Annotated in this window: 26 protein-coding genes; 10 read left to right on the top strand and 16 right to left on the bottom strand. The window is 66.0% G+C overall.

Annotated features, from left to right (window positions below):
* Positions 1 to 17 precede the first annotated feature (17 nt).
* Together F5544_RS24345 and F5544_RS24340 are read left to right on the top strand one after the other, a co-directional pair.
* Positions 18 to 482, top strand: a complete 465-nt coding sequence (locus tag F5544_RS24345) for a hypothetical protein (RefSeq protein ID WP_167475336.1) — start codon at positions 18 to 20, stop codon at positions 480 to 482.
* The gene (locus F5544_RS24340) at positions 479 to 646 is read left to right on the top strand and encodes a hypothetical protein (protein WP_167471236.1); all 168 of its coding nucleotides are present in this window, start codon (positions 479 to 481) and stop codon (positions 644 to 646) included. The genes F5544_RS24345 and F5544_RS24340 overlap by 4 nt, the downstream gene beginning before the upstream one ends.
* A gap of 41 nt (positions 647 to 687) precedes the next feature.
* Here F5544_RS24340 and F5544_RS24335 read toward each other — a convergent pair whose 3' ends face one another.
* Entirely contained in the window at positions 688 to 1,545 is an 858-nt protein-coding gene (locus F5544_RS24335) for a C1 family peptidase (protein WP_203217333.1), read from the bottom strand.
* A gap of 290 nt (positions 1,546 to 1,835) precedes the next feature.
* On the opposite strand from F5544_RS24335, the gene F5544_RS24330 reads away from it, so the two are divergent.
* The 5 genes from F5544_RS24330 to F5544_RS24310 all read left to right on the top strand — a co-directional run bounded on the left by F5544_RS24330 (position 1,836) and on the right by F5544_RS24310 (position 5,744).
* A complete protein-coding gene (locus F5544_RS24330) occupies positions 1,836 to 2,462 on the top strand; it encodes a papain-like cysteine protease family protein (RefSeq protein ID WP_167475335.1) in 627 nt (208 codons plus the stop codon).
* Positions 2,463 to 2,547: 85 nt separating this feature from the next.
* The gene (locus tag F5544_RS24325) at positions 2,548 to 4,125 is read left to right on the top strand and encodes an ATP-binding protein (RefSeq protein ID WP_203217332.1); all 1,578 of its coding nucleotides are present in this window, start codon (positions 2,548 to 2,550) and stop codon (positions 4,123 to 4,125) included.
* Positions 4,126 to 4,333: 208 nt separating this feature from the next.
* On the top strand, positions 4,334 to 4,636 hold the full coding sequence (locus F5544_RS47590) for a hypothetical protein (protein WP_428847179.1): 303 nt from the start codon (positions 4,334 to 4,336) through the stop codon (positions 4,634 to 4,636).
* Positions 4,633 to 4,944: a hypothetical protein gene (locus F5544_RS24315; RefSeq protein WP_167475333.1), complete on the top strand. Its 312-nt coding sequence runs from the start codon at positions 4,633 to 4,635 to the stop codon at positions 4,942 to 4,944. Before F5544_RS47590 ends, F5544_RS24315 begins: the two co-directional genes overlap by 4 nt.
* 356 nt (positions 4,945 to 5,300) lie before the next feature.
* The gene (locus F5544_RS24310; RefSeq protein ID WP_167475332.1) at positions 5,301 to 5,744 is read left to right on the top strand and encodes a hypothetical protein; all 444 of its coding nucleotides are present in this window, start codon (positions 5,301 to 5,303) and stop codon (positions 5,742 to 5,744) included.
* A 46-nt stretch (positions 5,745 to 5,790) separates the two neighbouring features.
* On the opposite strand, the gene F5544_RS24305 is transcribed toward F5544_RS24310, so the two are convergent.
* The 3 genes from F5544_RS24305 to F5544_RS24295 all read right to left on the bottom strand — a co-directional run bounded on the left by F5544_RS24305 (position 5,791) and on the right by F5544_RS24295 (position 9,499).
* A complete protein-coding gene (locus tag F5544_RS24305) occupies positions 5,791 to 7,203 on the bottom strand; it encodes a PQQ-binding-like beta-propeller repeat protein (protein ID WP_167475331.1) in 1,413 nt (470 codons plus the stop codon).
* Positions 7,203 to 8,489 carry a hypothetical protein gene (locus F5544_RS24300; RefSeq protein ID WP_238846628.1) on the bottom strand — a complete coding sequence of 429 codons (1,287 nt, stop codon included), beginning with the start codon at positions 8,487 to 8,489 and terminating at the stop codon, positions 7,203 to 7,205. Before F5544_RS24300 ends, F5544_RS24305 begins: the two co-directional genes overlap by 1 nt.
* Positions 8,490 to 8,671: 182 nt before the next feature.
* Positions 8,672 to 9,499 carry a helix-turn-helix domain-containing protein gene (locus tag F5544_RS24295; protein ID WP_238846627.1) on the bottom strand — a complete coding sequence of 276 codons (828 nt, stop codon included), beginning with the start codon at positions 9,497 to 9,499 and terminating at the stop codon, positions 8,672 to 8,674.
* Positions 9,500 to 9,590: 91 nt separating this feature from the next.
* On the opposite strand from F5544_RS24295, the gene F5544_RS24290 reads away from it, so the two are divergent.
* A complete protein-coding gene (locus F5544_RS24290) occupies positions 9,591 to 10,523 on the top strand; it encodes an alpha/beta fold hydrolase (RefSeq protein ID WP_167475330.1) in 933 nt (310 codons plus the stop codon).
* A 2-nt stretch (positions 10,524 to 10,525) separates the two neighbouring features.
* Here the strand turns inward: F5544_RS24290 and F5544_RS24285 are convergent, their stop codons facing one another.
* From F5544_RS24285 to F5544_RS24260, 6 genes are all read right to left on the bottom strand, one after another.
* Positions 10,526 to 11,236: an intradiol ring-cleavage dioxygenase gene (locus F5544_RS24285; protein ID WP_238846626.1), complete on the bottom strand. Its 711-nt coding sequence runs from the start codon at positions 11,234 to 11,236 to the stop codon at positions 10,526 to 10,528.
* 158 nt (positions 11,237 to 11,394) lie between these two features.
* A complete protein-coding gene (locus F5544_RS24280; protein ID WP_167475328.1) occupies positions 11,395 to 11,826 on the bottom strand; it encodes a YybH family protein in 432 nt (143 codons plus the stop codon).
* A 136-nt stretch (positions 11,827 to 11,962) separates the two neighbouring features.
* Positions 11,963 to 12,634 (bottom strand): response regulator transcription factor, encoded by a 672-nt coding sequence (locus F5544_RS24275; protein ID WP_167475327.1) that lies wholly within the window; start codon positions 12,632 to 12,634, stop codon positions 11,963 to 11,965.
* Positions 12,631 to 13,827 carry a sensor histidine kinase gene (locus F5544_RS24270; RefSeq protein WP_167475326.1) on the bottom strand — a complete coding sequence of 399 codons (1,197 nt, stop codon included), beginning with the start codon at positions 13,825 to 13,827 and terminating at the stop codon, positions 12,631 to 12,633. Before F5544_RS24270 ends, F5544_RS24275 begins: the two co-directional genes overlap by 4 nt.
* A 50-nt stretch (positions 13,828 to 13,877) precedes the next feature.
* Entirely contained in the window at positions 13,878 to 16,055 is a 2,178-nt protein-coding gene (locus tag F5544_RS24265; RefSeq protein WP_167475325.1) for an MMPL family transporter, read from the bottom strand.
* Between the two features lie 81 nt (positions 16,056 to 16,136).
* Positions 16,137 to 16,862: an SDR family NAD(P)-dependent oxidoreductase gene (locus F5544_RS24260; protein ID WP_167475324.1), complete on the bottom strand. Its 726-nt coding sequence runs from the start codon at positions 16,860 to 16,862 to the stop codon at positions 16,137 to 16,139.
* A gap of 99 nt (positions 16,863 to 16,961) precedes the next feature.
* Here F5544_RS24260 and F5544_RS24255 point away from each other — a divergent pair, with 99 nt between their 5' ends.
* A complete protein-coding gene (locus F5544_RS24255; protein ID WP_167475323.1) occupies positions 16,962 to 17,528 on the top strand; it encodes a MarR family winged helix-turn-helix transcriptional regulator in 567 nt (188 codons plus the stop codon).
* Here the strand turns inward: F5544_RS24255 and F5544_RS24250 are convergent, their stop codons facing one another.
* A complete protein-coding gene (locus tag F5544_RS24250; RefSeq protein WP_238846625.1) occupies positions 17,529 to 17,921 on the bottom strand; it encodes a MerR family transcriptional regulator in 393 nt (130 codons plus the stop codon). It lies immediately after the preceding gene.
* A 57-nt stretch (positions 17,922 to 17,978) separates the two neighbouring features.
* Between F5544_RS24250 and F5544_RS24245 the strand changes: the two genes are divergently transcribed.
* A complete protein-coding gene (locus tag F5544_RS24245; protein ID WP_167475322.1) occupies positions 17,979 to 18,758 on the top strand; it encodes an amidohydrolase family protein in 780 nt (259 codons plus the stop codon).
* A 4-nt stretch (positions 18,759 to 18,762) separates the two neighbouring features.
* Here the strand turns inward: F5544_RS24245 and F5544_RS24240 are convergent, their stop codons facing one another.
* The 5 genes from F5544_RS24240 to F5544_RS24220 form a co-directional block, all read right to left on the bottom strand.
* The gene (locus F5544_RS24240) at positions 18,763 to 19,815 is read right to left on the bottom strand and encodes an N-acetylglucosamine kinase (protein WP_167475321.1); all 1,053 of its coding nucleotides are present in this window, start codon (positions 19,813 to 19,815) and stop codon (positions 18,763 to 18,765) included.
* 70 nt (positions 19,816 to 19,885) lie between these two features.
* Positions 19,886 to 21,166, bottom strand: a complete 1,281-nt coding sequence (locus tag F5544_RS24235; RefSeq protein WP_174867395.1) for a 6-phospho-beta-glucosidase — start codon at positions 21,164 to 21,166, stop codon at positions 19,886 to 19,888.
* Positions 21,166 to 22,056 carry a carbohydrate ABC transporter permease gene (locus F5544_RS24230; protein WP_167475320.1) on the bottom strand — a complete coding sequence of 297 codons (891 nt, stop codon included), beginning with the start codon at positions 22,054 to 22,056 and terminating at the stop codon, positions 21,166 to 21,168. The genes F5544_RS24235 and F5544_RS24230 overlap by 1 nt, the downstream gene beginning before the upstream one ends.
* A 3-nt stretch (positions 22,057 to 22,059) precedes the next feature.
* Entirely contained in the window at positions 22,060 to 22,995 is a 936-nt protein-coding gene (locus F5544_RS24225) for a carbohydrate ABC transporter permease (protein WP_167475319.1), read from the bottom strand.
* Between the two features lies 1 nt (position 22,996).
* Positions 22,997 to 24,337 carry an extracellular solute-binding protein gene (locus F5544_RS24220; RefSeq protein ID WP_167475318.1) on the bottom strand — a complete coding sequence of 447 codons (1,341 nt, stop codon included), beginning with the start codon at positions 24,335 to 24,337 and terminating at the stop codon, positions 22,997 to 22,999.
* Positions 24,338 to 24,398: the final 61 nt, after the last annotated feature.

Raw genomic sequence — 24,398 nt, 5'->3', positions numbered from 1 at the left:
CGCGCGGAGTCCGGCAAATGAGGCTGGCCGGTGCACTCGCCGCTCTGATGGCTATCGTGGTCGGCATGACCGGCTGCGGCGGTGAACACCGGGACGCAGATCAGCGAACCAGAACGCCAGCGGTCACCGACATTGTCAGGGAGGCTGCTGAATTCGGCGGAATCGTCATCCCACAGGGCGTCACCGTTCTCGACGCCCGGTCGGAGCGCGGGATCGACACGCTGTACCAACTCGCGCTATCCACCGATCAGCAGGGCCTCACCCTGCTGTTGACCGCATCGAAATTCTCGGCGCAGCTGAACAAGGTATACCGCGTCACCGAGACCACCATCGCGGGGCCGCCGCTGGACACCTCACCATCGATCCTGCAGGCCGACGACGTCTACCGGAACCCAGACGGACAGTCGGTCCACCGGGTCGTCACCGTCGACGAGCGGGACCCGTCGAATCGCTACGTCCACATACAACTGTACGACACATGATCAGTGTGCCCGGTCCAGGACGAGGATCGGGTAAGCCCGCCAGCCATGCGGCCACGGTCGCCGAAATCAACCGGCTCACGACACTCACCCAGCGCTACTATCGCGAAGATCGCGAGCACGACGAATATCTATGGGACCGGATCGGCTCGCGCCGAGTTATTTGATGCGTCCAGGGGTCCGGCCTGCCGATCCGGTCCGCATCGGGTCAGGCAGGAAGTAACCGGCCCATCGAATGGATCTCGTTGACATCTCGGCCGGTTATGAACGACCAGGGTGCGGTGAAGAAGCCGTTGTGGCCCCAGCTCGCGCCCCATGAATTCTCGATGGTGACACCGTTCGCGTCGTATCCGACAATGGTGACCTCGTGCCCGCCGAGAATCCTTTCCCGGGGCGACGGATTGTATTGATAATTGGTGGCGTCCAAATTCTCGAAACTTTCCCTGACATCGAATCCGAAGGGTACCGGCAGGCCGGACGCGATTGCCTGTTTGATATTGGTGACGATATCGCCTTTGGTAAGGTCTTTCGCTCCGGATAGTTTGTAATGTGCGGCGTTCGCTCGTTCCGCGGCATCGGGTTGGGTTGTGTAGTCGAAATCGCCCTGCCAATAGTCGGATTTCGTGTCGATGCCCTGCTGCTGTTCCAGCGGCAGCGCGACGCCCGCATAGGTTCCGGTGTCGTCGCCCTTCGCGATCTGCGAATAGATGTACATCGGCGCCTGCGGCCCGCCGCCGATCTGCTGCTCGTTCATCAGAATGCCGTATCCGGTATAGCCCGTCGCCCAGGTGACACACGACCCGACCGGCCCCTGATCGCCCGCGGGTAAGGCGAACCGCTGCAACGAATACGAAGCGGGTGGCGTGCCCGCCGCACCGACGTCGACCGGTAACGCGAGGCCGACGGTCGTGTCGCGGCCGAGGCTGTCGTGCGCGGCCCCGCGATCGAGGCCGAAGGCGTGATGTTTCACCTCCGGCGCACCCGGTTCGGCGCCCGCGGCGCCGTCGGCCATGAGTCCGATCGCCACCGCGAGGACGAGCGCGGCGGATAAACGCGAATACTGCAAGATTCCTCCTGACGACGACAGACATGCATGATCGGCCCGCTGCGGAGCGAAATGGGAAGAGATCCTTGACCGATCAAACTTCCGAATGGAATGAGTCGAGAGTGTTCCAGACCGGCGGCGCTCCGGTCAATATAGAATCTCCGTGAATTTTATGATCCGGAGTCGAATACAATCCACGATAAAGAAACTTGTGCAAAATGCCAGCCTGTCGGTGTGATTCGAGCCGTTCGAGTTGCGCCCGCTTCGGATGCATGCATAATTTCGGACATTTCCGTGGAAAAGGAGGCGGTGTGCGACTGAAATGGAAACTTCTTTTTAACGTCATCGCAGTATTCGTCGTCATCGCATCCGGCGGGGTCGCGAGCGCCGATCCCGCGCGATCGCACGGCCTCGTCGTCACCCCGAATCTGCCCCCGGTCCCGGAACCGCGAATCGCCGTATCCGGCGCACGAATCCTGCCGTATCTCCAGCAGATCCAGACCGAGGACCAGTGGTGCTGGGCCGCCAACGGATCGTCCATCGCCACATACCTGAATCGCCCTATCGGCCAACGCGAATACTGCGAACTGGTGCACGGCGCGACCGCCGAAGGCTGCCCCAACGCGGCGGCCTCGCTCGAACAGATCGCCGCGGCCTTCCGGAAAATCGGCTTCACCGCCGCGGTAGGCGCACCGCTCTCGATGACCCAGGTGGTCACCGAAATCTCCGCGAACCGGCCCATCCTCACCGGCATCGCCTGGACAGCGGGGGGCGGGCACGCACAGGTCATCTACGGCTTCGACGCCGACGCGGGCACCATTACCTACGGCGACCCCTGGCCCACCTCGCGCCGCAGCGTCACCCGAACCCTCGATTCGTACAGCCGGAATCCGGACTGGGTATGGTTCGGCGAGGATTACGGCATCGTTGCCGGATGAGCTATCGCCTAGACAGTCGTCGATGGCGGGGCGCCTCAGCAGCTCAACCGCACACTGACGATCGTGTGCCGGGTACGGTGTGCCGGTGAGGTACTTCAACACGGTTGGTCCGTGCTTGCCGGACCTGCATTACATGATTCCCGCCGATGAGCGGTTGCCCGATGCTCGGGCGTATATCGATTTCGGGTTTTATTTCGTTGTTCACGCGCCGCGGCAGACGGGTAAGACGACATCGTTACTGGGGTTGTCGCGGGAGCTGACGGCGGAGGGTCGTTTCCTGGCGTTGTGTGTGACGTGTGAATTCGGTGCGGCCTTCGGTGACGATGTCGGCGCGGTCGAGGATGCCGTGCTGAGCGGGATTCGCCAGGTTGCCGAGAACGAGGGTTTGGCGCCGGAGTTCCTGCCACCGGATCCGTGGCCAGCCGCGTCGGCGGGGAGTCGGCTGCACGCGGCGTTGGGCGCATGGGTGGCCAAGTGTCCTCGTCCGCTGGTGCTGTTCTTCGACGAGATCGATGCGCTGCGGGGTGACGGACTGCTCGCAGTGCTGCGGCAATTGCGGGCGGGGTTCATCTTGAGTCGCCAGAAGTTCCCGCATTCGGTGGTGTTGTGTGGGTTGCGGGATGTGCGGGATTACAAGGCGGCCTCGGGTGGGGATCCGAAGCGGTTGGGGTCTTCGAGTCCGTTCAATATCAAGATCGAGTCGATTCGGGTGGGGGATTTCACCAAGTCCGAGGTGTGCCAGCTGTATCGGCAGCACACGGCCGAGACCGGGCAGGAGTTCGACGACAAGGCGATCGATCTGGCGTTTTACTACACCCAGGGTCAGCCGTGGTTGGTGAATGCCCTGGCGTGGGAGATCACCTTCAAGATGCGGGTGCGGGAGACGATCACGATCGATCATGTGGAGCAGGCGAAGGAGCGGTTGATCCTGGCGCGGGCGACGCATTTGGATTCGTTGATCGATAAGTTGAACGAGCCGAGGGTGCAGCGGGTACTCGAGCCGATCATCGCCGGTGCCGAGCCGAACGTGGACCTCACCTTCGATGACGACATGGGGTATGTCCGGGATTTGGGGTTGATCGCACGGGGTAAGCAGTTGCGGTTCGCGAATCCGATCTATCAGGAAGTGATTGTGCGGGTGCTGGGTGGTCGCACCGAATCGGTGATCACTGCCGAACCGTCGAGTTTCCGGTTCCCTGATGGCCGAATCGATTTCCCGCGACTGCTGCGGGAGTTCGTCACGTTCTGGATCCAGCACGGTGATGTGCTGGCGACCCGGGATAACTACCACGAGGCTGCCGCGCAACTGGTGTTGATGGCGTACCTGCATCGGATTGTGAACGGAGCCGGGTTCGTTGATCGCGAGGTCGGGGTGGGGCGTGGCCGGATCGACCTGTTGATCCGGCAGCCGTACCGGAATGCCGACGGCCAGCGCGTAGAACAGCGCGAGGCGCTGGAGTTGAAGGTCTGGGCCGCCAACCAGACCGATCCACTCGCCGAGGGACTGGCCCAAATCGACGGCTATCTCGACGGATTGGGTTTGGACACCGGCACTTTGGTGATCTTCGACCGTCGCCCCGTCGCCGCCCCCATCGCCGAACGCACCACGTTCGACGAGGCCCACACGCCATCGGGGCGCGCCGTCGTCGTCCTACGCTGTTGACCAGCGCGCGGACCGGCGACCAAGTCCTCGGATGCGGTCGGCGGGCGCGTTGTGGTCGTGTTCGACGGCGGCACAGTGGAATTCGCGGGACCGCTCAGTTTGCCAACCGGAAATTCACGGGCGCGGTAGACCTCGCTGGGCTACCATTGATCTCGTGCCACACCGTTAGGTTTCTCCCCGCCGCCTCTACCTTGTCACCCGTGCAGATCTGGCGCCGGGGGCGCAGATCGCGCAGGCGGCGCACGCCGCATTCGACTTTGCTATCGCGTATCCCGACCTGATTGTCGGTTGGCACGTCACCTCGAACGTGTTGGTGGTGCTGGCCGCGCCCGATGAGCTGGCGCTCGGTTGGCTGTGCGCGGATGCCGCTGCGGCCGGCCACCGGCTGGTCAGGGTGCATGAGCCCGATCTCGGCGGTGCGCTGACGGCCGCCGCGTTCGAACCGGCCGCCCGGCGGCTGGTCGCCCATCTTCCTCTCGCCTTCGCTGAACGAGGGGAGGTGAGAATATGACTATTTCCGTCGATGCTCAGCTGAGCGACCTGCGCGCGCAGCTCGTCGAGCTAGCCGCCGAGCGGGACGCGTTGCGCGACCAACTCGCCGGGGATCTGCCGACGGCCACGCGCTGGTTGCAACGCAAGGTCTGGCGGCAGGCCGCCGCGCTCGACGACCTGAACCGCCGCGTCAGCACGCAACGGTTCGTGCTGCGCACGCTGGACGAACTCGGGCGTTCCCTGACGGTCGAGGAGTACCGGGCCGCCAGAAACGAAATCGCGAACATCGAACTGCGGGAACGGATCGACGACCCGGACACAGCCTGATCGGTCATGATGGGGTGTCCGGTGGTGTGCCGGTCAACCCCAACAGTCCCAGCAGCTCGACGGCCGAGCAGCCGCCTCTAAAGCGGCCGTTAGCGGGTTCGACTCCCGTCTGGGGCACCACCGCGAGTGTCCGCACAGTCGTTTCGGTGCAGGCCGAGCACCTGGTCCCGGTTCGTGAGCGAGTGTGGTTCAGCCCCATGGCATTTCGGCCTTGACGGCCTTGGCGCCGAGTTCGCGGTCGGGGCGCTGTCGGGGCCACCGCCACCGTGTTGGACAATGACGCGAAGGCGAAAGCCGACGGCTGCTGACACGGCACGACCCTGATCGATGAACATCTCACCGAAGGGATCCGCATCATGACAGTTGAGCTTCTCCGGCGTGGTCTGGCCGTCGCGGCATGTTCCGTGGCGGCCCTACTTCCCGCTATGCCGAACGCCGCCGCGGATATCGTCGGCATCATCGTCTACAACACCGGCAGCGAGGGTCCGGTGATGGGGTGCCCGCAGACCATCATGGCGGGCATCACGAACCCGGCGGACAGCCGGTACGAGATCACCGACAACGGAATACAGTTGCAGCCGGTCACCCTCGACGCGAACAGCGACCCGCAGGTGCTCTGGACGCCCGGCAACGTCGGCTGGCACGCCATCGAGGTGCGTCAATTCGCACCTGACGGTCAGGTTTCGGTGGGACGACTCGACATCGAGGTGCATCGCGTCGGAATCAACACCGGCAGTGCGTGTTTCGTGAACGGCGTACCGTTCCTGATCAACCCGCGCACCGGTTCGCTGTTCACCTGATGCGCAATCACCGTGCCAGGCAACGGATTCGACATTTCCGGACCGGTCAGGGGAGTGTCCGCAGGCTGATCATGGTGCGGGCGGAGGTATAGAAATATCGGCCGCCGCGGTGCGCGGTGAGGTGGCCCTGGTCGTCGAACGCACGCGGTTTGTCGGTGATGGCCGGGAACGGAATATCCCAGACGGTCTTGCCGGTTCGTATGTCGATCGCCCGCAGTCCGTCGCTGTCGGTGAACACCGCGCGGCTACCGTCCCAGCCTCCGAGCGTGGCGAGCGGGTTGTCCGAAACCTGCCAGAGCCGGTGCCCGGTGCGCATGTCGAGACCGGTCAGGGTGCGCCCCGGGATATCTTCCAGCAGGGCGATATCGCCGAGCACGGCCATCGCGGTGCCGCTGAGCGCGAACGACTCGGGATCGGATTCGGCGGACCGCAGGTCCGGGCTGGTCCAGACAAGGGCGCCGGTGCGGCGGTCGTATGCGCCGTCGGCGAGCAGGATCGGCACGGAGTCGTCGGCGGGTGCATCGATCGACATGCGGTGGACGATGTTTCGGTCGGTGCTGGCAATGGTGCGGCCGGTGCGGTCGATGACGTCGGAGCCGGTGACGACGCCGTTGTCGCATCTCTTGCGGATGCGGACGACCAGTGCGGGGCTCGTCGTGCTGGTCTGCGTACATGAGATCCGTTCAGTGGTCCAGATGGGAGCCCCTGTTGCCAGATCGAATCCCGTGCTGCTGCCTCCGCCGAGGCCGAGAACGCCCTGTCCATGCGACACGTCTATCGAGCCGAAGCCGTCGTCGGCGAAGGCTCGTGTCCAGAACGCGTCGGGAGCCGTGAGGGTTCCGGCGTGCACAGACAATCCGGCGTGCACAGACAAGTCGTCGGAATCGGAGTCGAAGTCCTTCGCGGCCACGTACAGGTGATCGCCCATCCCCGCGAGACCGAGGACAGCCCAATTGGTCGGCACCCGAGTGACGGATCCGGTAGCGACGTCGTAGCCGATCAACGCGGGCCCGCCGCTGGCGCCCCCGCCGTAGGTATGGCAGACCAGACGGCCGCCGACGGGAGTCGCCGCGCAGCGGTCCAAATCGGGTGCGGGCGTCCGCCAGCGGGTGGCGCCGGTCGCCGCGTCGATACCGAACAGCTCGGGATCCCGCAGTGCGCCCGTATGCCTGTTCGGGATGCCGATCACGGTCAGCAGGGTGGCGCCCGCGTCGACGAATCCTATTGTGTGCCTGTCAGATTGGGTGCCATCGGTGGGATCGCGGAACCGCGCGCCGGCACGCCCGTATATGGTCGCGGCGTCGAGCGACCAGCCGAGGCCGGGCGCGGCGGCATCGGTACCGGTGATCTTGCGGGTGGTGTCGGCCGGTTGTAGCAGTACGACGACAGCGCCGATGATGGTGATCAGCGCCGTGGCGGCGGCGAGTAACAGGTTGCGCAGACCGGGAATTCGGCGCATCAGGACACCTCTAGTCCGGGTGTCAGCGCGATCGCCTCGAGCTGGTCGTACGTCAGCGGAGGCGTCCCGGTGGAATCTATTCGGACCCATGAACCCGATGCGTAGGTAACCGTCACGGTCCTGCCGGATTTCCTCGTCGAATTCGGTTCGTCATCGGAAACCTCGTACTCGTGATGCTGGACGCTCACCCCATCCGGCAGCTGCCGGGCGGTTTCGTATGCCCCCTCGAACGCCTCGGGGTCCGATGGGCGGGTACCGATCGCGATCGATAAATTCGAGCGCTCCTGCCCGGCGGTTACCCGGACCGTCTGACACACCCCGTCAACGGAGTCGGTGTCGTTGAGACCAGGAAAGTCGAAATCACCGGGGTGCAGATCGCCGAGTGGCCGGTCGAGTGTGAGTCCGTCCAACGGGATTCGCGCCAATACCCCGTTGAGCCGGGTGGCCGTGTTCCGGTCGATGCTCTTGCCGGATCCGGACGCCGTGCAGCGTTGGGGTGGCTCAGGTGTCCCGGGCGGGGCCGGTGTGGTGGCCCGAAGTTGGGGTGTGGAAGTAGTCATCGCCACCAGTTCATCGATGGTCAATGGCACACCGGCGGAGTGGCTTTTCTGGTCCGGCAGGGAATTATCGGCCTCGGCGGTGACCACGGTGCCGTCGGGCAGGTACGCATCGACACTGCGGGTACTGGTGCGCCCATGACCGGCCTCGAGCCAGCTGTCGTGGGTGTCGGCGATAACGCCGTCGGCGAGATGCCGACGTTCGTCCAATGATCCGGCCCTGCACGGCGGAATCGGGTGGGTCGACTGCCGCACCGTGACCCGGAGCGAGCCCGAAAGATCTCCACGAACCACGGTGGCGTCCGCATCGGTGGTGCCGTCGGGCAACTTGTCCGGTTCTCCTTTCATCACTGGGATGGGCTGGAACACCAGTGATTTCTCGATTGGAGCGAGCGCGATTTCGACACCGCTCGGTAGGGCATTCCGCAGCGCCTGCGTCATCGCTGCGGCTTTGGCGCCGGTGAACCACGGATACGCCGGACTGTCATACGAATACGACCCCGTGCCGATCGCAACGCTGAATCCGCCTGTGTCTGTTGTGTATGGCGGCTCGACCTTGTCACAACCCGGAATAGCCACCGGATAGGTCACCGGCGGCGTGACCATCACATACATCTGCCCCGTCGCCGCGCCGGGCGGAATCCCCGGCTCCGTCGGTTTCGTCGTCAGCTCCGGCTCCGGTTTGTGCAGCAAACCTGCGACGATCACACCGGCCGCCACAATCGCCACACAGGTCAACCCAAGGGTCCATCGGCCGACCGCTCGTGATGGCCGCCGCGTATCCTGCTGGGCGGCATCGGTTTCCGCCTCGGGCAGCCGATCCTCCACAATATCCGTCCCATCGAGTCGAACAACAGCAAAAACCCTACAGCGCAAGCTATTTAGATATTCCCAACAGTGGGAAGCTTATATCAGACGCCCGCGGGCCTGCCGCTGACGGTCGACGGCCAGGCCCTGTCGTCGATCGTGAGCCAGGGTTCGACCGCCGCGGATGTCGGTGGCACGCCCGTGAATTCGCGGATGTCACGAATGAGATGCGACTGGTCCGCGTATCCGCCCTCGACCGCCGTTCGCGCGGGCGAATGCCCCTGCACCAGCCGGTGCACCGCGTGGTCGAAGCGAACCAGTTTGGCGGCGCGCTTGGGTGTCAGTCCGGTCTGGGCGCCGAAGCGCGACCACAACCACTGGCGGCTCCACCCCACCTGGGCGGCCAGTTCCTCGACCCGGAACCGCCCACGGCCGACCATGATTCGAGACCACGCCCACGCGACCTCCGGATCCATCCGGCGGTCCTCGCGGTAACGTCGCGCCAGCATCGAGTCGACCAGCGCGAATCGCTCCTGCCAGCAGGCGGTCTCGTGTAACCGCTCCCGCAGGCGCACCGCCTCGCGACCCCAGAGATCCTCGAGCCCAACCATATTCCCGCCGAGTTCGGCGAGCGGAAATCCGAGCACCGCGGCCGCGACGACCGGTGACATGCGCACCTGCACACATTCGAGGGCCTCGACTCGCGCCGGGGCCGCGTTGCCGCCCAGCCCCCAGACCAGGCTGCCGGAGTGGCTGCGCCCCGCCGAATCGCGAATATCGAAACAGCGCTCACCGAATTCGACGACCAGCGTGACGGCCGGATGCGGTATGGCGCGCACCGATTCGGGTCCGTCACCGCGAATCCGGAACCCCGCCATATCGATGCCGCGCAACGCGGACCTCCGCGACGGTCGCGCGATCTCCCAGCTCACGCCCCCAGTCTATGTCGATGACATTTCTTCAATACGAATCCCCTTGCGCTCCAGCAGCGTAGTGGTGTCACCGATTACCGAAGGAGCTCTCATGCGCGGAAACACCGCCGCCGCACTGCCGAACCGACGACACCGCATCGCCCGTATCGCCGCCTCCATCGTATTCGCGCTGGTCGGCGGTAGTGCCGCGGCTGTCGCGACCGCCGACGCCGACTCGTCTCGCGAGCAGATGATGGACCTGCCCGGCGGCGCGATCCACGTGGTCACCACCGGCACACCCGATTCGCACGCGGTGGTCCTGATCCACGGGCTCGGCGGCTCCACCTCCTGGTGGGATCCGATCATGCCCGCGATGGCGGGTCGCTTCGTCGTGCGAATCGACCTACTGGGCCACGGCAAATCCGATAAACCCGATACCGGCTACAGCATCCCCGAACAAGCCACCCGAGTCGGTGCGGTTCTCGACCGGCTCGGTGTCGACCACGCGATCCTTGTCGGCCACTCCTCCGGCGGTTATGTGGCCACCGCCCTGGCCGAACAGCGCCGCCCCCTCGTCAGCGCCATCGCACTCGTCGACACCGGCCCGCGCCCGGACGCCTTCCTCGACAACGGCCCGCTGGGCAACCTGCTGTTGATTCCCGCCATCGGCCAACCGCTCTGGTCCATCCTGCCCGCCCCCGCTCTTCGTTTGGCGATGAGCAGCGCCATCTCCCGAGACGTACAAATCCCCGACCAACTTGTCGCCGACTTCAAAGGTATGACCTACCGCAGCCTCACCGCCAGCTCCGCCGCTTCCGACACCTATCTGCAGGAACGCACCGAACCCGATCGCCTCATCGAAATCGCCCTTCCCACAATGCTTCTCTACGGCACCCAGGACCACCGCTGGCAGCCGTCCTCCTTCGAGGACTACCGCCGGGTCCCGGCCATCCGTGTCGAATCCCTCGACTGTGGCCACAGCCCCATGTTCGAAGACCCCGCCGACACCGGACCCCTGCTCCGCGACTTCACCGACCGATACTGAAATCAGGTCGGCTGGATGCCCAGGTTGATCGAGGCGTCGAGCCCGTCGGCGAGCGAGTCGGGATTCACCGGCGTCACGGTCAACATCGAATCGGCGCCGCCCTGCTGGGTGTAGATATCGTCCTCATCGTTGCGCCAGCGGCGGAAGTCGTGCTGGTTGTACGGATCGAGGGCGGCGACCTGCTCGGTCAGTGATTCGTCGAAATACAGCTGGCCGGTGTGGATATAGCTGCTGCCGCCGTTGGCCTTCACCTTCACATGGATGTGCACGGCCCGGCCGATGTACCAGCCGGGGAAGAGGGTGCGGAAGGTCGCCGTGCCGTCGGCGCCGGTGAACTGGACGCCGCGCAGGAAGGTCCCGTCGTCCGGGGGCGGCGGCATCGGCGGTCCGTCCGGACCGTTGGGCGGCTGATCGGTGAACCGGGAGTAGAAGCCGAAGGCGTCGCAGTGCCAGACCGCGATCATGGCGTTGACCATCGGCGTGCAGGACCCGATATCGATCAGCGTCAACCGCAGGTTCACCGGCAGGCCGGGTTTCCCCTCGGAGATATCGCCGCGCACCGGCTCGTTGTCGACGAAGTACGGGCCTTCGATTTCCTCTGGTGAAAGTATTGTCGAACACGACAGTTCGGCGGGCGCGGTGGTCCGTGCACCCGAGACGGCGCCGGTAACCACGGATGCCGCGACCGCCGAAATCCCAGCAGTGCCAAGCACTCCCAAGACCTGTCGCCTGCTCGACCGAAATTCTTTATCAGTCATACAGTTGAACCTAGAAGCACCGCGCCGCACCGACGATACTTCCATTTGGGGATTCTTTACGTCCCAGGGAGAAGGCGGCGAGGGCGGCACTGGGGAACCCGATTCGCGTCGATTCAACCGACGGGCGGTGCGGGGATGTCCGCGACGGGGAGGCTGAACTCGGGGTCGGCGCCGTAGGGGTGGTCGATGACGAACTTCCAGGTGCCGTCCGCTTGTCGCCGGACGACCTCGATGCCGTTGTGGGACAACTCTATCGGTGCGCCCGCCGCATCGGTGCCGGTGATGATCCACTGGCTGCGCAGCAGTGCGATATCGCCCGCGCGGGTGACGTGGTGGACGGTGATCCGCATGGTGGGGGTGAGGTTCACGTAGCGGGCCATGGCCTCTCGGATGCCCTCGTCGCCGGTGGCGACGGTGCCGCCGTCCTCGGCCAGTCGGCGCACGCCCGCCCCCGCCTCGTAGAGGGAGCAGGCGCGTTCGAGGTCGCCGTCGTTGAACGCGTGCGCGAGTTCGTAATCGACCTGTTCGGGTTGGTATACGGGCATTTCGTCGAATCCGTTCTGATCGGCGGCGAACCGGGTTGCCTTGTGCGAGTGGGGAATCGGGCCGCGACACACGTTACTATATGCGTGCGCACGCACGCAAATAGGTGAAATCTCGAAAGCATTGCCGCACAAGACATCAGCGCGGCGGCTCGACCCGAACCAATCCGGACTGGAATGCGATGACGACCAGTTGGGCGCGGTGGCGGGCGCCCAGTTTCGACATCGCGCGCTGCACGTGCGTGCGAATGGTGAGTGGACTCAAGAACATTCGTTCGGCGATCTCCTCGTTGGACAGCCCCTCGGCGACCAACTCCACGACCTCGCTCTCCCGTGCCGTGAGCGCGGTCAGCGTATCGCTGGTGGCGTTGTGCACCACGGGGCGGGCGAGGAAGTGGGCGATGAGCGTCCTTGTGGCAGTGGGGGACAGCAGGGCGTCACCGGCTGCGATGGTGCGGATGGCGCTCAGGAGTTCCTCCGGGCCCACGCTTTTGCCGAGGAATCCGCTCGCCCCGGCGCGCAGCGCCCTGGCCACGTATTCGTCGAGTTCGAAGGTGGTGAGGATGAGTACCCGGGTGGTCTGCAGATCCGGGTCTCGGCAGATCTCCTGTGTCGCGGCCAGGCCGTCGAGATCCGGCATGCGGATATCCATCAGGACCACGTCGGGTTTCGTCGCGCGCGCGAGATCGATTGCCTGCCTTCCATTTCCGGCGACGCCGACCACCGTCATATCGTCGGCGGAATCGATCAGCATCCGGAAGGTGCCCGCCAGCAGCGCCTGGTCGTCGGCTATCACGACGCGGATGGTCATCGTCGGTTCTCCTGCCCGCGCGGTTCCAGCGGTAGTCTCGTCGACACCTCGAAGCCGCCGCCCGGCCGGGATCCGGCCAGGAGTTGCCCGCCGACGGAGAGGGCTCGCTCGTTCATGCCGATCAGGCCGAATCCGGCTTCGCCGGGCTGCTGCGCGCCGTCGCCGTCGTTGGTGACGGTAATCGTCAGCAGCGAAAGCGAATAGGCCAATCGGACCGAAACCGCCGCCGCCGGAGCGTGTTTGGTGACGTTGGTCAGGGCCTCCTGCACGATTCGATAGGCCGTCAGGTCGACGCCGGGGGAAAGTTGTCGCGGCTCACCGACCACCGACAGCGAGACGCGCAATCCCATCTGCTCGAACGAGGCGAGCAGTTCCGGGAGGCGGGACAGTCCCGGCGCCGGTTCCAGCGGGGCCGCCGGGTCGTCCTCGCGGCGCAGCAGTCCGACCGTCGCCCCGAGTTCGCGCAGCGCCGATGCGGTGGTCGCGGCCAGCTGATCGAGAACTTGTTGCGCCTGTTCGGGTTTGGTGCGCACCAGGTAGGCGGCGGTGGATGCCTGCGCGTGCGCGAGCGCCATGTGGTGGGCGACGATATCGTGCAGTTCGCGGGCGATGCGGACGCGTTCCTCGGCGACGCGGTGGCGCGCCTCGTCCTCCCTGGTGCGCTCGGCCAGTTCCGCCCGCGCGCGCATGGCGGCGAGATAGTTCTTTCTGCTGCGCGACATTTCGGCGAAGGCGCCGGCCAGCAGGAATCCGGCGACGAGGGTGACCCGGCCCGCGCCGAACAGCGGGCCGGGTCGCAATACCAGGGCTGCGGTCAGCAGCACGATCCCGGCGAGCGGCGGGTAGACGTACTCCGAATCGCGATCCGCCCGCCAGCCGACGGAATACGCCGCAACGAAGGTGGGGCCGACGAGCGGCGCGGAAATGTCGTACCCCATCGCCGCGAAGACGACGCCGCAGCCGGTGGTCACCGCGAGCACGGCCCGCGGCCGGCTGCGATGCCACAGCAGCGCGACGGCGGCGATCACGGCGACCGGGACCACCGAGGGGGAGATGGGCCGGACGATTTCGGGTGCGCGGCCGTTGGTGTCCAATGTGCTTGCCAGGAGCGCGATCCCGCACAGCGCGACCGCGAGGGTGATGTCGACCAGCCGCGGATGACGTTGCAGCGGCTGCCACCAGTCCCTGGACATCGGCTCCCTTCCTGTATTCCGAAACTAGGGCCTTCCCCGCACTGGCCGCATCACTCGTGTGCGGACACGAGTTCGCCTGTCTCATCGGGTGTGTCGAGATCGCGCAGACCATCGCCCTCGATATCCACGTTCGGCAGGATCCGCCCGAGGCGGCGCGGCAGCCACCACGCCTTGTCGCCGAGCAGTGCGAGCACGGCCGGAACCACCGACATGCGGACGACGAACGCGTCGAACGAAACCGCCGCCGCCAGGCCGATTCCCATCATCTTGATCATCGAATCGCTGGTGCCCGCGAATCCGGCGAAGACGGCGATCATGATGGTCGCCGCAGCGGCGACCACCTTCGCGTTGTGCCGGAATCCGGTGACGACGGCCTCGGCGGGAGATTCGCCGTGCGCGTAGGCTTCCCGGATCCGGGTCACCAGGAAGACCTCGTAATCCATTGCCAGGCCGAATACCAGGCCGATGAGGAATATCGGCATCAGGCTCATCACGGGCCCGGTCGCCTCGACGCCGAGTTGGTCGGCCAGCCAACCCCATTGGAATACCGCGACGATCACACCGAGCGCCGCGCCCACCGAGAGCAGGAAGCCCAGGGCCGCCTTGAGCGGTACCAGCAGCGACCGGAATACGATGATCAGCAACAGGATTGCCAACCCGACCACCACCGCGAGGTAGGGCAGCAGCGCGTCGGTGAGCTTCTGCGACATGTCGATATTCACCGCGGTCGACCCGGTGACCAGCATCCGCGCCCCGGTCTCCGAGCGCAGCACGCCCGATTCGGCGCGCAGGGTGTGCACCAGCTCCTTGGTGGCGTCGGCGGTCGGCGACGTCGCCGGTATCGCGGTGAGCACGGCGGTGTCACCGGCCTGGTTGGGCATCGGCGGGGAAACCGAAACGATTCCCTTTGTCCCCGTGAGGATTTTCGCCGCCTCGGCCATCGCGGCCTTCGGGTCGGCCGCGTCCTTCGCATCGACGACCACCGTGAACGGTCCGTTGGCGCCGACGCCGAATCCCGCGGCGAGCGCGTCGTATGCGCGGCGCTGTGTGGTCGAGGTCGGTTTCGTCGCATCGCTCGGCATGCCGAGCGTCAGATCCCGCACGGGCAGGGCGAGCGCGCCGAGCCCGGCCACCGCGATCAGCAGCACCGGGACAGGCCTGCGGATGACGAAGCGTGCCCAGCGAACTCCCAAGCCGTCCTTGGTGTTTCGGTCCGTGCGAGTGCGGAACCCGCGTGGCAGCACCGCGTTCTGGAGGAAGCCGAGGAGTGCGGGCAGCAGGGTCAGCGCGATCAGTACGGAGACCAGCACGGTGCCCGCCGCCGCCGAACCCATCTTGGTGAGCACGGGCAGACCGACCACCGACAGCCCCGTGAGCGCGATGACCACGGTGAGCCCGGCGAAGACTACCGCCGACCCCGCCGTGCCCACCGCGCGGCCCGCCGCATCGACCGCGCAGTGCCCGGCGGCGCGCTCGGCCCGGTAGCGGGAGACGATGAACAGCGCGTAATCGATGCCGACCGCGAGCCCGAGCATCATGGCCAGCATGCTGGTGGTGAACGACTGGCCGAGCGTCACGATGGCGGCGACGCCGCAGCCGATCCCGACGAGCGCGGTGATGAGCGGAAGTCCCGCCGCCGCAAGGGATCCGAAGGTGATGAGCAGCACGACCGCGGCGACGGCGACGCCGATCACCTCGGTGGCGCCCATCTCGGGCGGCGCCTGCAGCACCGTGCCGCCGAATTCGACGGTGAGCCCGGACGCGCGGCCGGCGTCGACCGCCTTCTCCAATGCGGATTTGGTCGCGTCGGTGATGTTGTTGCTGGAAGCGTTATAGCTGATGCTCGCGTAGGCCGTGGTCCTGTCCTGGCTGACCGTGCCCACCTGGAACGGGTCGACTGCGCGTGCGATCTGCGGTCCGTGCGCCACATCCGCGACCACCTTGTCGACCACCGGCTTGTTCTGCGCGGCGGTGATCTGCTGGCCGGGCGGCGCCGCGAAAACGATTCGCGCATCCGCGCCATCGGATTCGAGTCCGGGGAAGCGCTGATCGAGTAGGTCGAATGCCCGCTGCGATTCCGTGCCCGGCATGGAGATCGCGCTGTCGGCCGCATCCGGCGATCTGGCCGCGCAGAATGCCAGCACGGCCAGCAGACCCAGCCAGAACAGCACGACGATCCGCCGTTTCTCGAAGCAGAACCGGCCGAGCCGGTTGAGAAAGGTAGCCATGCGCTCGATGATCTAGGCGCGGCCCGGTAGTCGTCGTCATACAGGTACAGGCATTCGGCCGTACTGAAGATGCAGTAGTCGCTATCGACTGGTAAATGCGCCACCGTTCACATTTATTACCTGACCGGTGATATGCCGAGCGCCGGGCGAGGCGAGAAAATGAATTGTTTCCGCGATATCCGAGGGCGCACCGGCTCTGCCGGTCATCGTGCGGGAGATCAAATAGTCGATGCGGTCGGCGGTGAGTTTGTCGTGGAAGAACTCGGTGTCCTGAATATATCCCGGTGACACCACATTCGAGGTGATCCCGCGCGGCCCGAGTTCGCGGGCGAGGTCGACATTCCAGGCCGCCACCGCGGCTTTGGCGGCGCCGTATGATCCGGCGCCCTGGTCCGCGGCGATCGAACCTATATGAACGACGGACCCGCCGGTGGCGAGACGGTCACCGACGGCATGCGTGGTCAGCACCGCGCTCAGCACATTGGAATTGAGGTTGGCCAGCCATCGGTCGGCCAGCGCGCGCAGCCCATCCCGCGGTGTCGCGGTGAAGTCGGTATTGCCGCCCGCATTGTTGACCAGGACATCGATTCGGTCCGGCAGGTCGGCGACAGCGGCGGCCAACTGGTCGGGATCGGTGTTGTCGCAGGGCAGCGGGTGCACGTTGTCGCCCAATGCGGCAGCGCATTCTTGCAGAATTTCCTTGCGGCGTCCGGTGATATATACCTCGTCGCCTTCGCCGCTGAATCGGTCGGCCACCGCGTAGCCGATTCCGGTTCCGCCGCCGGTGACCAGAACGGTGCGAGTCATAAATCCTCCAATCGATCTGTTTAGGTCTAAACGCTAGTATCGTTCAGTGCTGAACGTCAACCGGTTTATCCTTGTCGGCATCGAATGAGGAGGTACTTCATGACGCTCGCATCGGACACCGGCAACGGTTCCGATCCGGACCCGGTGGACGAGATCGCCGAGGCGTGGCAGCGCGAACGGCCCGGCACCCCCACCGAGTCGATCGGCATCGTCACCCGCGTCTGGCGGCTGGCCAAACTGCTCGGCGAAGACCGCCGGAAGGTGTTGGCGGACGCCGAAATCGATTCGGCCACACTGGATCTGCTCAGTGTGCTGCGCCGTAGTTCGCCGCCCTACACGCTGACGACCAGGGAACTCGCCAAACGGACCCTGGTCACCGCTGGCGCGATCTCACAGCGGGTGGCGCGCGCCGAAAACGAAGGTCTGGTGCAGCGCCGTCCCGGCCCGGACGGACGAAGCGTCCTGGTCAAGCTGACGCCGGCGGGGCATCGGCTGGTGGAGCGCACGGTCGACCGGGTGCTCACCAGAGAGGTCGAACTCTTATCCGGCCTGAATCCGGAACAGCGCAGTCAGCTGACCGAGCTTTTGACGATCCTGCTGCACGATGTGCAGCGCCGCCGCGACGACCGCGGCGTCTCCCACGTCGGCGATCCCGCCGACCTCTGATCAGCCCGCGGATTCGGCCGCGTCGATCACCCGCCGCAGCGTTCGCTGCGCCTCGGCCAATTCCGTTGCCCGCTCATCCAATTCGGCCAGCCGGGTGCGCAGCGTCGACACGATGCCCGGGCACGGGCGCAGCGAGCCGTCGCCCAGCGCGCACGGCAGTACCTGCTTGATGACCCGGGTCGGCAGGCCGGCGGCGAGCAGGGTGCGGATCTGGTGCACCGTGCGTTCGGCGGACCCGTCGTAGTCGCGATATCCGTTGGCCTGCCGCTGCGCGTCGAGCAGTCCGGTGCGCTCGTAATAGCGGAGCTGGCGCTCACTGGTGCCGGTACGTTCGGCCAACTGCCCGATCAACACCCGCGCGGATCCCTTCGCTTGACCTTGCCACAATGTCAAGGTTCAACACTCGGTCGGCGGTCGTATTCCGCAAACCGAACCAACCCGGAGGATTTCGTGATCATCGACGCCCACAGCCACGTGCACGAGCCGGTGCGCGACCACATCGCACTGCTCGACGAGGCAGGTATCGACCGTGCGGTGCTGTTCGCCACCCGGCCGCATCCGGAGCGGGCCACCGATCTGGCCACGTTCCGGGACGAGATGAGCGTGCTGGCGACCGCGCTGGACGGGCGCTCCGATCCGGCGAGTTTCCGCACGGCCTGGCGGGAATTGGATGACGCGCTCGCCGCCCATCCCGACCGCTTCATCGGCTTCGGAACGGTTCGGCTCGATCTGGCGCCCGACGACATCGAGGAGTACGTCGCGCGTGAGGTGGCCGGCCGCGGCCTGCGGGGCATCGGTGAGCTGACGCCGCCGCCGGGCGCGGCCGCGCGCATCGAGCCGGTGCTGCGCGCCGCCGCCGATCACGGCGGGCTGCCGGTGGTCGTGCACGGTTACGCCCCGACCACCAACGACGATCTGCACACGCTCGCCGAACTGGCGCGCCGCTATCCGGTGCCCCTGGTGATCAGTCAGGCGGGCGGGGCGAACTGGCTCACCGCCATCGAGCTGGTTCGGGACACCCCCAATATGTATCTCGAATTGTCAACCGCCCCGGTGATTTTCGCGGTGAAGCTGGCCATCGCCGAACTACCGGAGCGGACCATGTTCGGCTCGGACGCACCCTACGGCGATCCGCTGATCTCCCGCACCACGATCGAACGGGTGACCACACCCGGCGCGGTCCGCGACGCCGTACTCGGCGAGACGTTCGCGACGCTGCTGAAGCTCTGAATCCTCAGTCTCGCACCGGAGTTCGCTGCCCGTCCGCGCGCGGCGAAACGCTCGGCATGATCGTGGTCGGGTAGGCGTCGCGCAGGCGGTGCCGGGCGGCGGGCGTCGCGCCGATGTGGTCGAGGCCGAGCAGCGCGGCGCCGAGAACCGGTGGGGCGACGACGATCCGGGGCTCGGCGAGCGGTGCGGCGGCGGCGAGCCGGGCCGTGACATTGTCGATCAACAGCGGTTGCCTGGCCGCGAGCACGCCGCCGCCGAGGACCACCGGTGTCGGCTGATCGAGCAGTTCGAGCCTGCGCAGCGCCACCAGCGTGAGCCGGGTGATCTCGTCGGCCTGCCGGTCGACCAGCCGCAGCGCCGTCGGATCACCCGCCTCGGCGGTGTCGAAGAGCACCCGCACCAGCTCGTGCAGGCGATGTTCGGCGAGCTCGCCGAGATGGATCGCCTCGGCCACCGCATTGGCGCCCGGCAGCCCGAAATACGTTCCGATAGCGGCGGATAACGCGGTCGGCTCGCCCCGGCCGTCCTCGGCGCGGGCCGCGTGCCACATGGCCGCGGTGGCCATACCCGAGCCACCGCCCCAGTCCCCGGTCAACGCGCCGAGCGCCGGGAATCGCGCGGTCCGCCCGTCCGGTCGCAGCCCGACGCAATTGATGCCCGCCCCGCACACCACCGCGACCCCGTGCGGTCCGTCGGTGCCCGCGCGCAGCAGACCGAAGGTGTCGTTGGTGACGGCGGCCGTCCGGCCCCACGGCTCGGACGCGATGGCTGCGTGCAGCCGTTCCTCCTCAATTGGCAAGTCCACGTTGGCCATACAGGCGCTGACCCGGGTGGTGAGCAGCCGTCCCGGCCGCAGCCCGGCCTGCTCGGCGACGGATTCGACCAGCGGGCGGATGCCGCCGATCGCGCCTTCGGCACCGTCGCGGTACGGGGCGTAACCCGCACCGCGAGCGGTGGCCAGGACGGTGCCGTCGAGCGCGACCAGGGCGATATCGGTTTTGCTGTTGCCGCCATCGATCGCTAGGACACCGGGGACCTGCTCGGGCCCACCCGTCATCCGACCGCCACCCCCCGTCGAATCATCATGTGCACCCCGTCCGATTCCGTTGGGGCCGGGCATGATTCGTTCATGCCCAGGCCAGGTAGGCGCGATTGTGGGCGATGAGCTCATCGGTGAGCCGGTCGGCCGTATCCAGCTGACCGACCAGCGGGTGCGCCAGCAGCGCATCGAATACCCGGTCGCGCCCGCCCTCCAGCGCGGCCCGCAGCGCCAGCTCCTCGTAGGCGGCGGTATGCGCGATCAGTCCGGCGAAGAGCGGTTCGACCGGGCGCTGCGGCAGCGGGCGCACCGTGCCCGCGTCGACCCGCGCCTGCACCTCGATGACGGCGTCGTCGGGCAGGAACGGCAGCGTGCCGTCGTTGCGGGTGTCGACGACGTGTACGCCGCCGCCGGTGCCGAGCAGTGCGCCGAGCAACTGCACCGCTGCCTCGGAATAGTATGCGCCGCCGCGTTTTTCGAGCAGCGCCGGTTTGGTGTCCAGTGCCGGATCGGCATACATGTCCAGCAGTTGTCGTTCGATGGCCGCCACCTCCGCGGCCCGCGAACCTTTGGTCCGCGATTCCGCCACCACCGCGTCGTGCTGATAGAAGTAGCGCAGATAGTACGACGGAACGACGCCCAGCCGCCGGACGAATTCCGTTGGCAGCCGGATATCTTCGGCGATCTGAGCACCGAAGTCGGCGAGCAGTTTCGGCAGCGCCTCCTGCCCGGTCTCCGCGCCGGGCCGATCGAGCAAGGTGACCCCGCGCTCCCAGGTGAGATGGTTGAGGCCGATATGGTCGAGCCGGATCAGCTCGGGATCGACGCCCAAGTGCCGCGCGAACTTTCGCTGGAATCCGATCGCGACATTGCACAGTCCGACGGCTCGGTGCCCCGCGTTCTGCAGCGCGCGCGTGACGATGCCCACCGGATTGGTGAAGTCGACGATCCACGCGTCCGGGCAAGCGGCACGGACCTTTTCGGCGATATCGAGCACGACGGGCACCGTGCGCAACGCCTTGGCCAGCCCGCCGGCGCCGGTCGTCTCCTGCCCGACACAGCCGCAGTCCAGCGGCCAGGTCTCGTCCTCGTTGCGCGCGGCCTGCCCGCCGATCCGCAGCTGTAGCAGCACGGCGTCGGCGTCGCGCACGGCGTCCACCGTCGCGGCGGTCTCGATCCGCCCGGGATGTCCCTGCGCGGCGAAGATCCGGCGGGCCAGTCCGGCAACGAGTTCCAGCCGATCGGCGGCCGGATCGATCAGTACCAGTTCGCCGACCGGCAGCGCGTCGCGCAGCCGCGCGAAACCGTCGATCAATTCCGGGGTGTAGGTGGAACCGCCGCCGACGACGGCGAGTTTCAGTGCGGACATCAGCCTTTGACCCCTGTCAGTGTCACGCCCTCGATGAAGGCCTTCTGGGCGAAGAAGAAAAGGATGATCACCGGCGCCATCACCAGCAGCGTCGCGGCCATGGTGAGATTCCAATTGGTGTGGTGTTCGCTCTTGAACGACTCGAGGCCGTAGCTGAGCGTCCAGGCGGCCGGATTCTCGCTCGCGTAGATCTGCGGTCCGAAATAGTCGTTCCAGCAATAGAAGAACTGGAACAGCGCGACGGCGGCGATGCCGGGCCGCGACATCGGCAGCACCACCCGCAGCAGGGTGCGCAACGAGCCGCAGCCGTCGATCCTGGCCGCCTCCAGGTATTCGTCGGGAATGGTGAGCAGGAATTGCCGCAGCAGGAAGATGGAGAACGCGTCGCCGAAGGCCAGCGGCACGATCAGCGGCCACAGCGAGCCGGTGAGGTGAAACTGTTTGGACCACACCAGATACATCGGGATGACGGTGACTTGCGGCGGCAGCATCATCATCGAGATCACCGCCATCAGCGCCAGATTGCTGCCGCGGAAGCGGAATTTGGCCAGCGCGTAGGCCACCGGGATGCTGGACAGCAGGGTGAGCGCCGTGCCCGCCGTCGCGTAGACGAGCGTATTGCGCCACCAGGTGAGGAATCCCGGTGTGCGCCAGACCTTCACGTAATTTCCCCAGTGCCATTCGGACGGCAGCAGGTCGGAGGTGAGCGCCTGCCGGTCCGACATCACCGAGGTCAGGAAGAGAAAGACGAACGGCATCAGGAACAGCAGCGCGGCGGCGATCGCCAGCGAATGCGTTGCCACCCAGCTCAATACGTCGCGGCGGCGCGCGGTCGTCGGCTCCACTGGGGGACGGGTCACCGGCGCCGGGCGGGTCGATGTCAGCGTCATGACTCAATCTCCTTGCAGGAAGCCGGATCTGCGCCGCAGCAGCAGCGAGGTGAAGGCCATGGAGATGGCGAACAGGAGCACCGCGACCACGCATGCGGAGCCGGTGTCGAAGCGCTGGAAGCCGAGGTTGTAGATCATCTGCGGCAGGGTCCAGGTGGACCCGTTCGGGTAGCCGGGCTCGAAAGCCTCACCGCCGCCCGCGACTTTGCCGCTGGCCACCTTTCCCGCGACGATCGCCTGGGTGTAGTACTGCATCGTCTGGATGACCCCGGTGACCACGGCGAACAATACGATCGGCGTGATATTCGGCAGCGTGATGTACCGGAAGCGCTGCCACGGCCCGGCGCCGTCGAGTTCGGCCGCCTCGTACTGTTCGCGCGGCACGTCCAGCAGCGCCGCCATGAAGATGACCATCAGATCGCCGATGCCCCACACCGCGAGCATGGTCAGCGCCGGCTTGGACCAGTCCGGATCGGTGAACCAACCCGGTTGCGGCAGACCGAGTTCGCCGAGCAGATGGTTGACCGGCCCGGTGCCGGGATTCAGCAGGAAGGCGAAGGCGATGGTGGCGGCCACCGGCGGCGCCAGATAGGGCAGATAGAACACGGTGCGGAAGAATCCGAGCCCCGTCTTGATCTTGGTGACCAGCAGCCCGATGCCGAGCCCGAACACCACCCGCAACGAAACCATCACCAGCACAAGCCACATCGTGTTGCGCAGCCCCTGCCAGAAGAACGGATACTTCCCGAGCACGTAGTTCCAGTTCCGCAGCCCGGTGAAGGTGGGCGCCGAGAAGCCGTCGTATTTGGTGAACGAGAAGTAGACGATCGAGATCAGCGGGTAGACGAAGAAGACGCCGAAACCGATCAACCACGGCGAGAGGAAGGCGAGCGTGCGCAGCGCGGAGCGGCGTCGCCTGCGGGTGAGTGCGGTGGCCATCTCACTTCGCCTGTGCGATCGCCTCGTCGACTTCCTTTGCGGTGGCGGCCAATCCGGCCCGCAGATCGGTCTGCTTGCCCGACTCGTAGTCGTAGCCGAAGTTGCGCAGCGAGATCTGGTAGGCGCCGCCGTTGATGCTGGCCGGGGTGGTCGAGGAATTCGGGTTCTTGGCGATATCGATGAAGGTCTTGAAATTCGGATCCGCCACCAGGTCGGGGGAATTCAGCGCGGCGTTGGTGCTCGGCACATTGTGGATGGCGTTGGCGAAGCGCACCAGCGCGCCGGTGTCGGTGGTCAGGTACTTCACGAACTCCCATCCGGCCGTTTGCTTCCTGCTGGATTTCGCGATGCCGATGATGGTGCCGGTCTGGTACCCGCGGCCGTAGGTGTCGGCCTGGTCGTCCGGCACCGGGAAAGGCGCTGTGGCCCAATCGAAGCCGACCTTGTCATCGGCCAGCGACGCGGTGCGCCACTCGCCGTCGAGCGACATGGCGACCTGACCGGTCTCGAACGGGTTCTTGGCGCTGAACTCGTCGCCGAAGGTGGTGCGGTACTTCTCCAGTTTCTCGTAGCCGCCGAGCTTGCCGATCAGGTTCTTCTGCCAGGTGAACATCGCGGCCACCTTCTGATCGCTCGCGAGATTCGACTTCCCGTCCGTGGCAAAGTATTTCGCACCGTACTGGCCGAGATAGTGCATCGCCGTCGTCTCGTAGCCGTGATAGTTCGGCATGAAGCCGAGCTGTTTGTAGCCGTCGCCGCTCGGGACGGTCAATTTGACGGCGTCGGCGTCGAATTCGCTGAACGTCTTCGGCGGTGCGGTGATCCCGGCGGCGGCGAAGGCGGCCTTGTTGTAGTACAGGCCGTAGGTGTCGCCGAGTAGCGGCAGCGAGCACTGATTGCCCTCGAACCGGCTGTACTCGAGCATGGCTTGGGGGAAGGTCTTGGCCGGATCGATATTGTCCTTGCGCAGCAAGGGATTCAGATCGATCCACACATTGGCCGAACAGAACTTGCCGACCTGATCGGTTGTGAACGAGGAGACCACATCCGGTGCGTCGGAGCCGCCCGCGCGCAGCGCCTGCTCGATCTTGTCGTCGGATACGTTGCCGACCAGCTTGACGTGAATGTTGGGGTGCAGCTTCTCGAATGCGGCCACATTGTCCTGGATCGCCTTCACCTCGTTGTCCTGGCTCCAGCCGTGCCAGAACGTGATGGTGACGTCCTTGCCGGATGCCGAACCGTCGTCACCGCCGCCGGAGCTCTGCCCGGTACATGCGGTGAGCAGCACGGTGGTGGTGCATGCGGTGAGCGCGGCGAGGGTGCGAAGCGTTGGTTTGCGCATGTGACGGATCTCCTGGTGCGCGGCACCCGATGGGTACTGCTGGGCGGAACTGGTGGTGCGG

This window comes from Nocardia arthritidis (assembly GCF_011801145.1).
Taxonomy (GTDB): domain Bacteria; phylum Actinomycetota; class Actinomycetes; order Mycobacteriales; family Mycobacteriaceae; genus Nocardia; species Nocardia arthritidis_A.
The sequence above is the reverse complement of the archived record's forward strand: the minus strand, read 5'-3'. Positions and strand labels throughout refer to the sequence as shown.

Coding starts and splice junctions, on each gene's coding strand:
- F5544_RS24345 (WP_167475336.1), top strand. CDS start 18: ATGAGGCTGGCCGGTGCACTCGCCGCTCTGATGGCTATCGTGGTCGGC.
- F5544_RS24340 (WP_167471236.1), top strand. CDS start 479: ATGATCAGTGTGCCCGGTCCAGGACGAGGATCGGGTAAGCCCGCCAGC.
- F5544_RS24315 (WP_167475333.1), top strand. CDS start 4,633: ATGACTATTTCCGTCGATGCTCAGCTGAGCGACCTGCGCGCGCAGCTC.
- F5544_RS24310 (WP_167475332.1), top strand. CDS start 5,301: ATGACAGTTGAGCTTCTCCGGCGTGGTCTGGCCGTCGCGGCATGTTCC.
- F5544_RS24305 (WP_167475331.1), bottom strand. CDS start 7,203: ATGCGCCGAATTCCCGGTCTGCGCAACCTGTTACTCGCCGCCGCCACG.
- F5544_RS24290 (WP_167475330.1), top strand. CDS start 9,591: ATGCGCGGAAACACCGCCGCCGCACTGCCGAACCGACGACACCGCATC.
- F5544_RS24280 (WP_167475328.1), bottom strand. CDS start 11,826: ATGCCCGTATACCAACCCGAACAGGTCGATTACGAACTCGCGCACGCG.
- F5544_RS24275 (WP_167475327.1), bottom strand. CDS start 12,634: ATGACCATCCGCGTCGTGATAGCCGACGACCAGGCGCTGCTGGCGGGC.
- F5544_RS24270 (WP_167475326.1), bottom strand. CDS start 13,827: ATGTCCAGGGACTGGTGGCAGCCGCTGCAACGTCATCCGCGGCTGGTC.
- F5544_RS24265 (WP_167475325.1), bottom strand. CDS start 16,055: ATGGCTACCTTTCTCAACCGGCTCGGCCGGTTCTGCTTCGAGAAACGG.
- F5544_RS24260 (WP_167475324.1), bottom strand. CDS start 16,862: ATGACTCGCACCGTTCTGGTCACCGGCGGCGGAACCGGAATCGGCTAC.
- F5544_RS24255 (WP_167475323.1), top strand. CDS start 16,962: ATGACGCTCGCATCGGACACCGGCAACGGTTCCGATCCGGACCCGGTG.
- F5544_RS24240 (WP_167475321.1), bottom strand. CDS start 19,815: ATGACGGGTGGGCCCGAGCAGGTCCCCGGTGTCCTAGCGATCGATGGC.
- F5544_RS24235 (WP_174867395.1), bottom strand. CDS start 21,166: ATGTCCGCACTGAAACTCGCCGTCGTCGGCGGCGGTTCCACCTACACC.
- F5544_RS24230 (WP_167475320.1), bottom strand. CDS start 22,056: ATGACGCTGACATCGACCCGCCCGGCGCCGGTGACCCGTCCCCCAGTG.
- F5544_RS24225 (WP_167475319.1), bottom strand. CDS start 22,995: ATGGCCACCGCACTCACCCGCAGGCGACGCCGCTCCGCGCTGCGCACG.
- F5544_RS24220 (WP_167475318.1), bottom strand. CDS start 24,337: ATGCGCAAACCAACGCTTCGCACCCTCGCCGCGCTCACCGCATGCACC.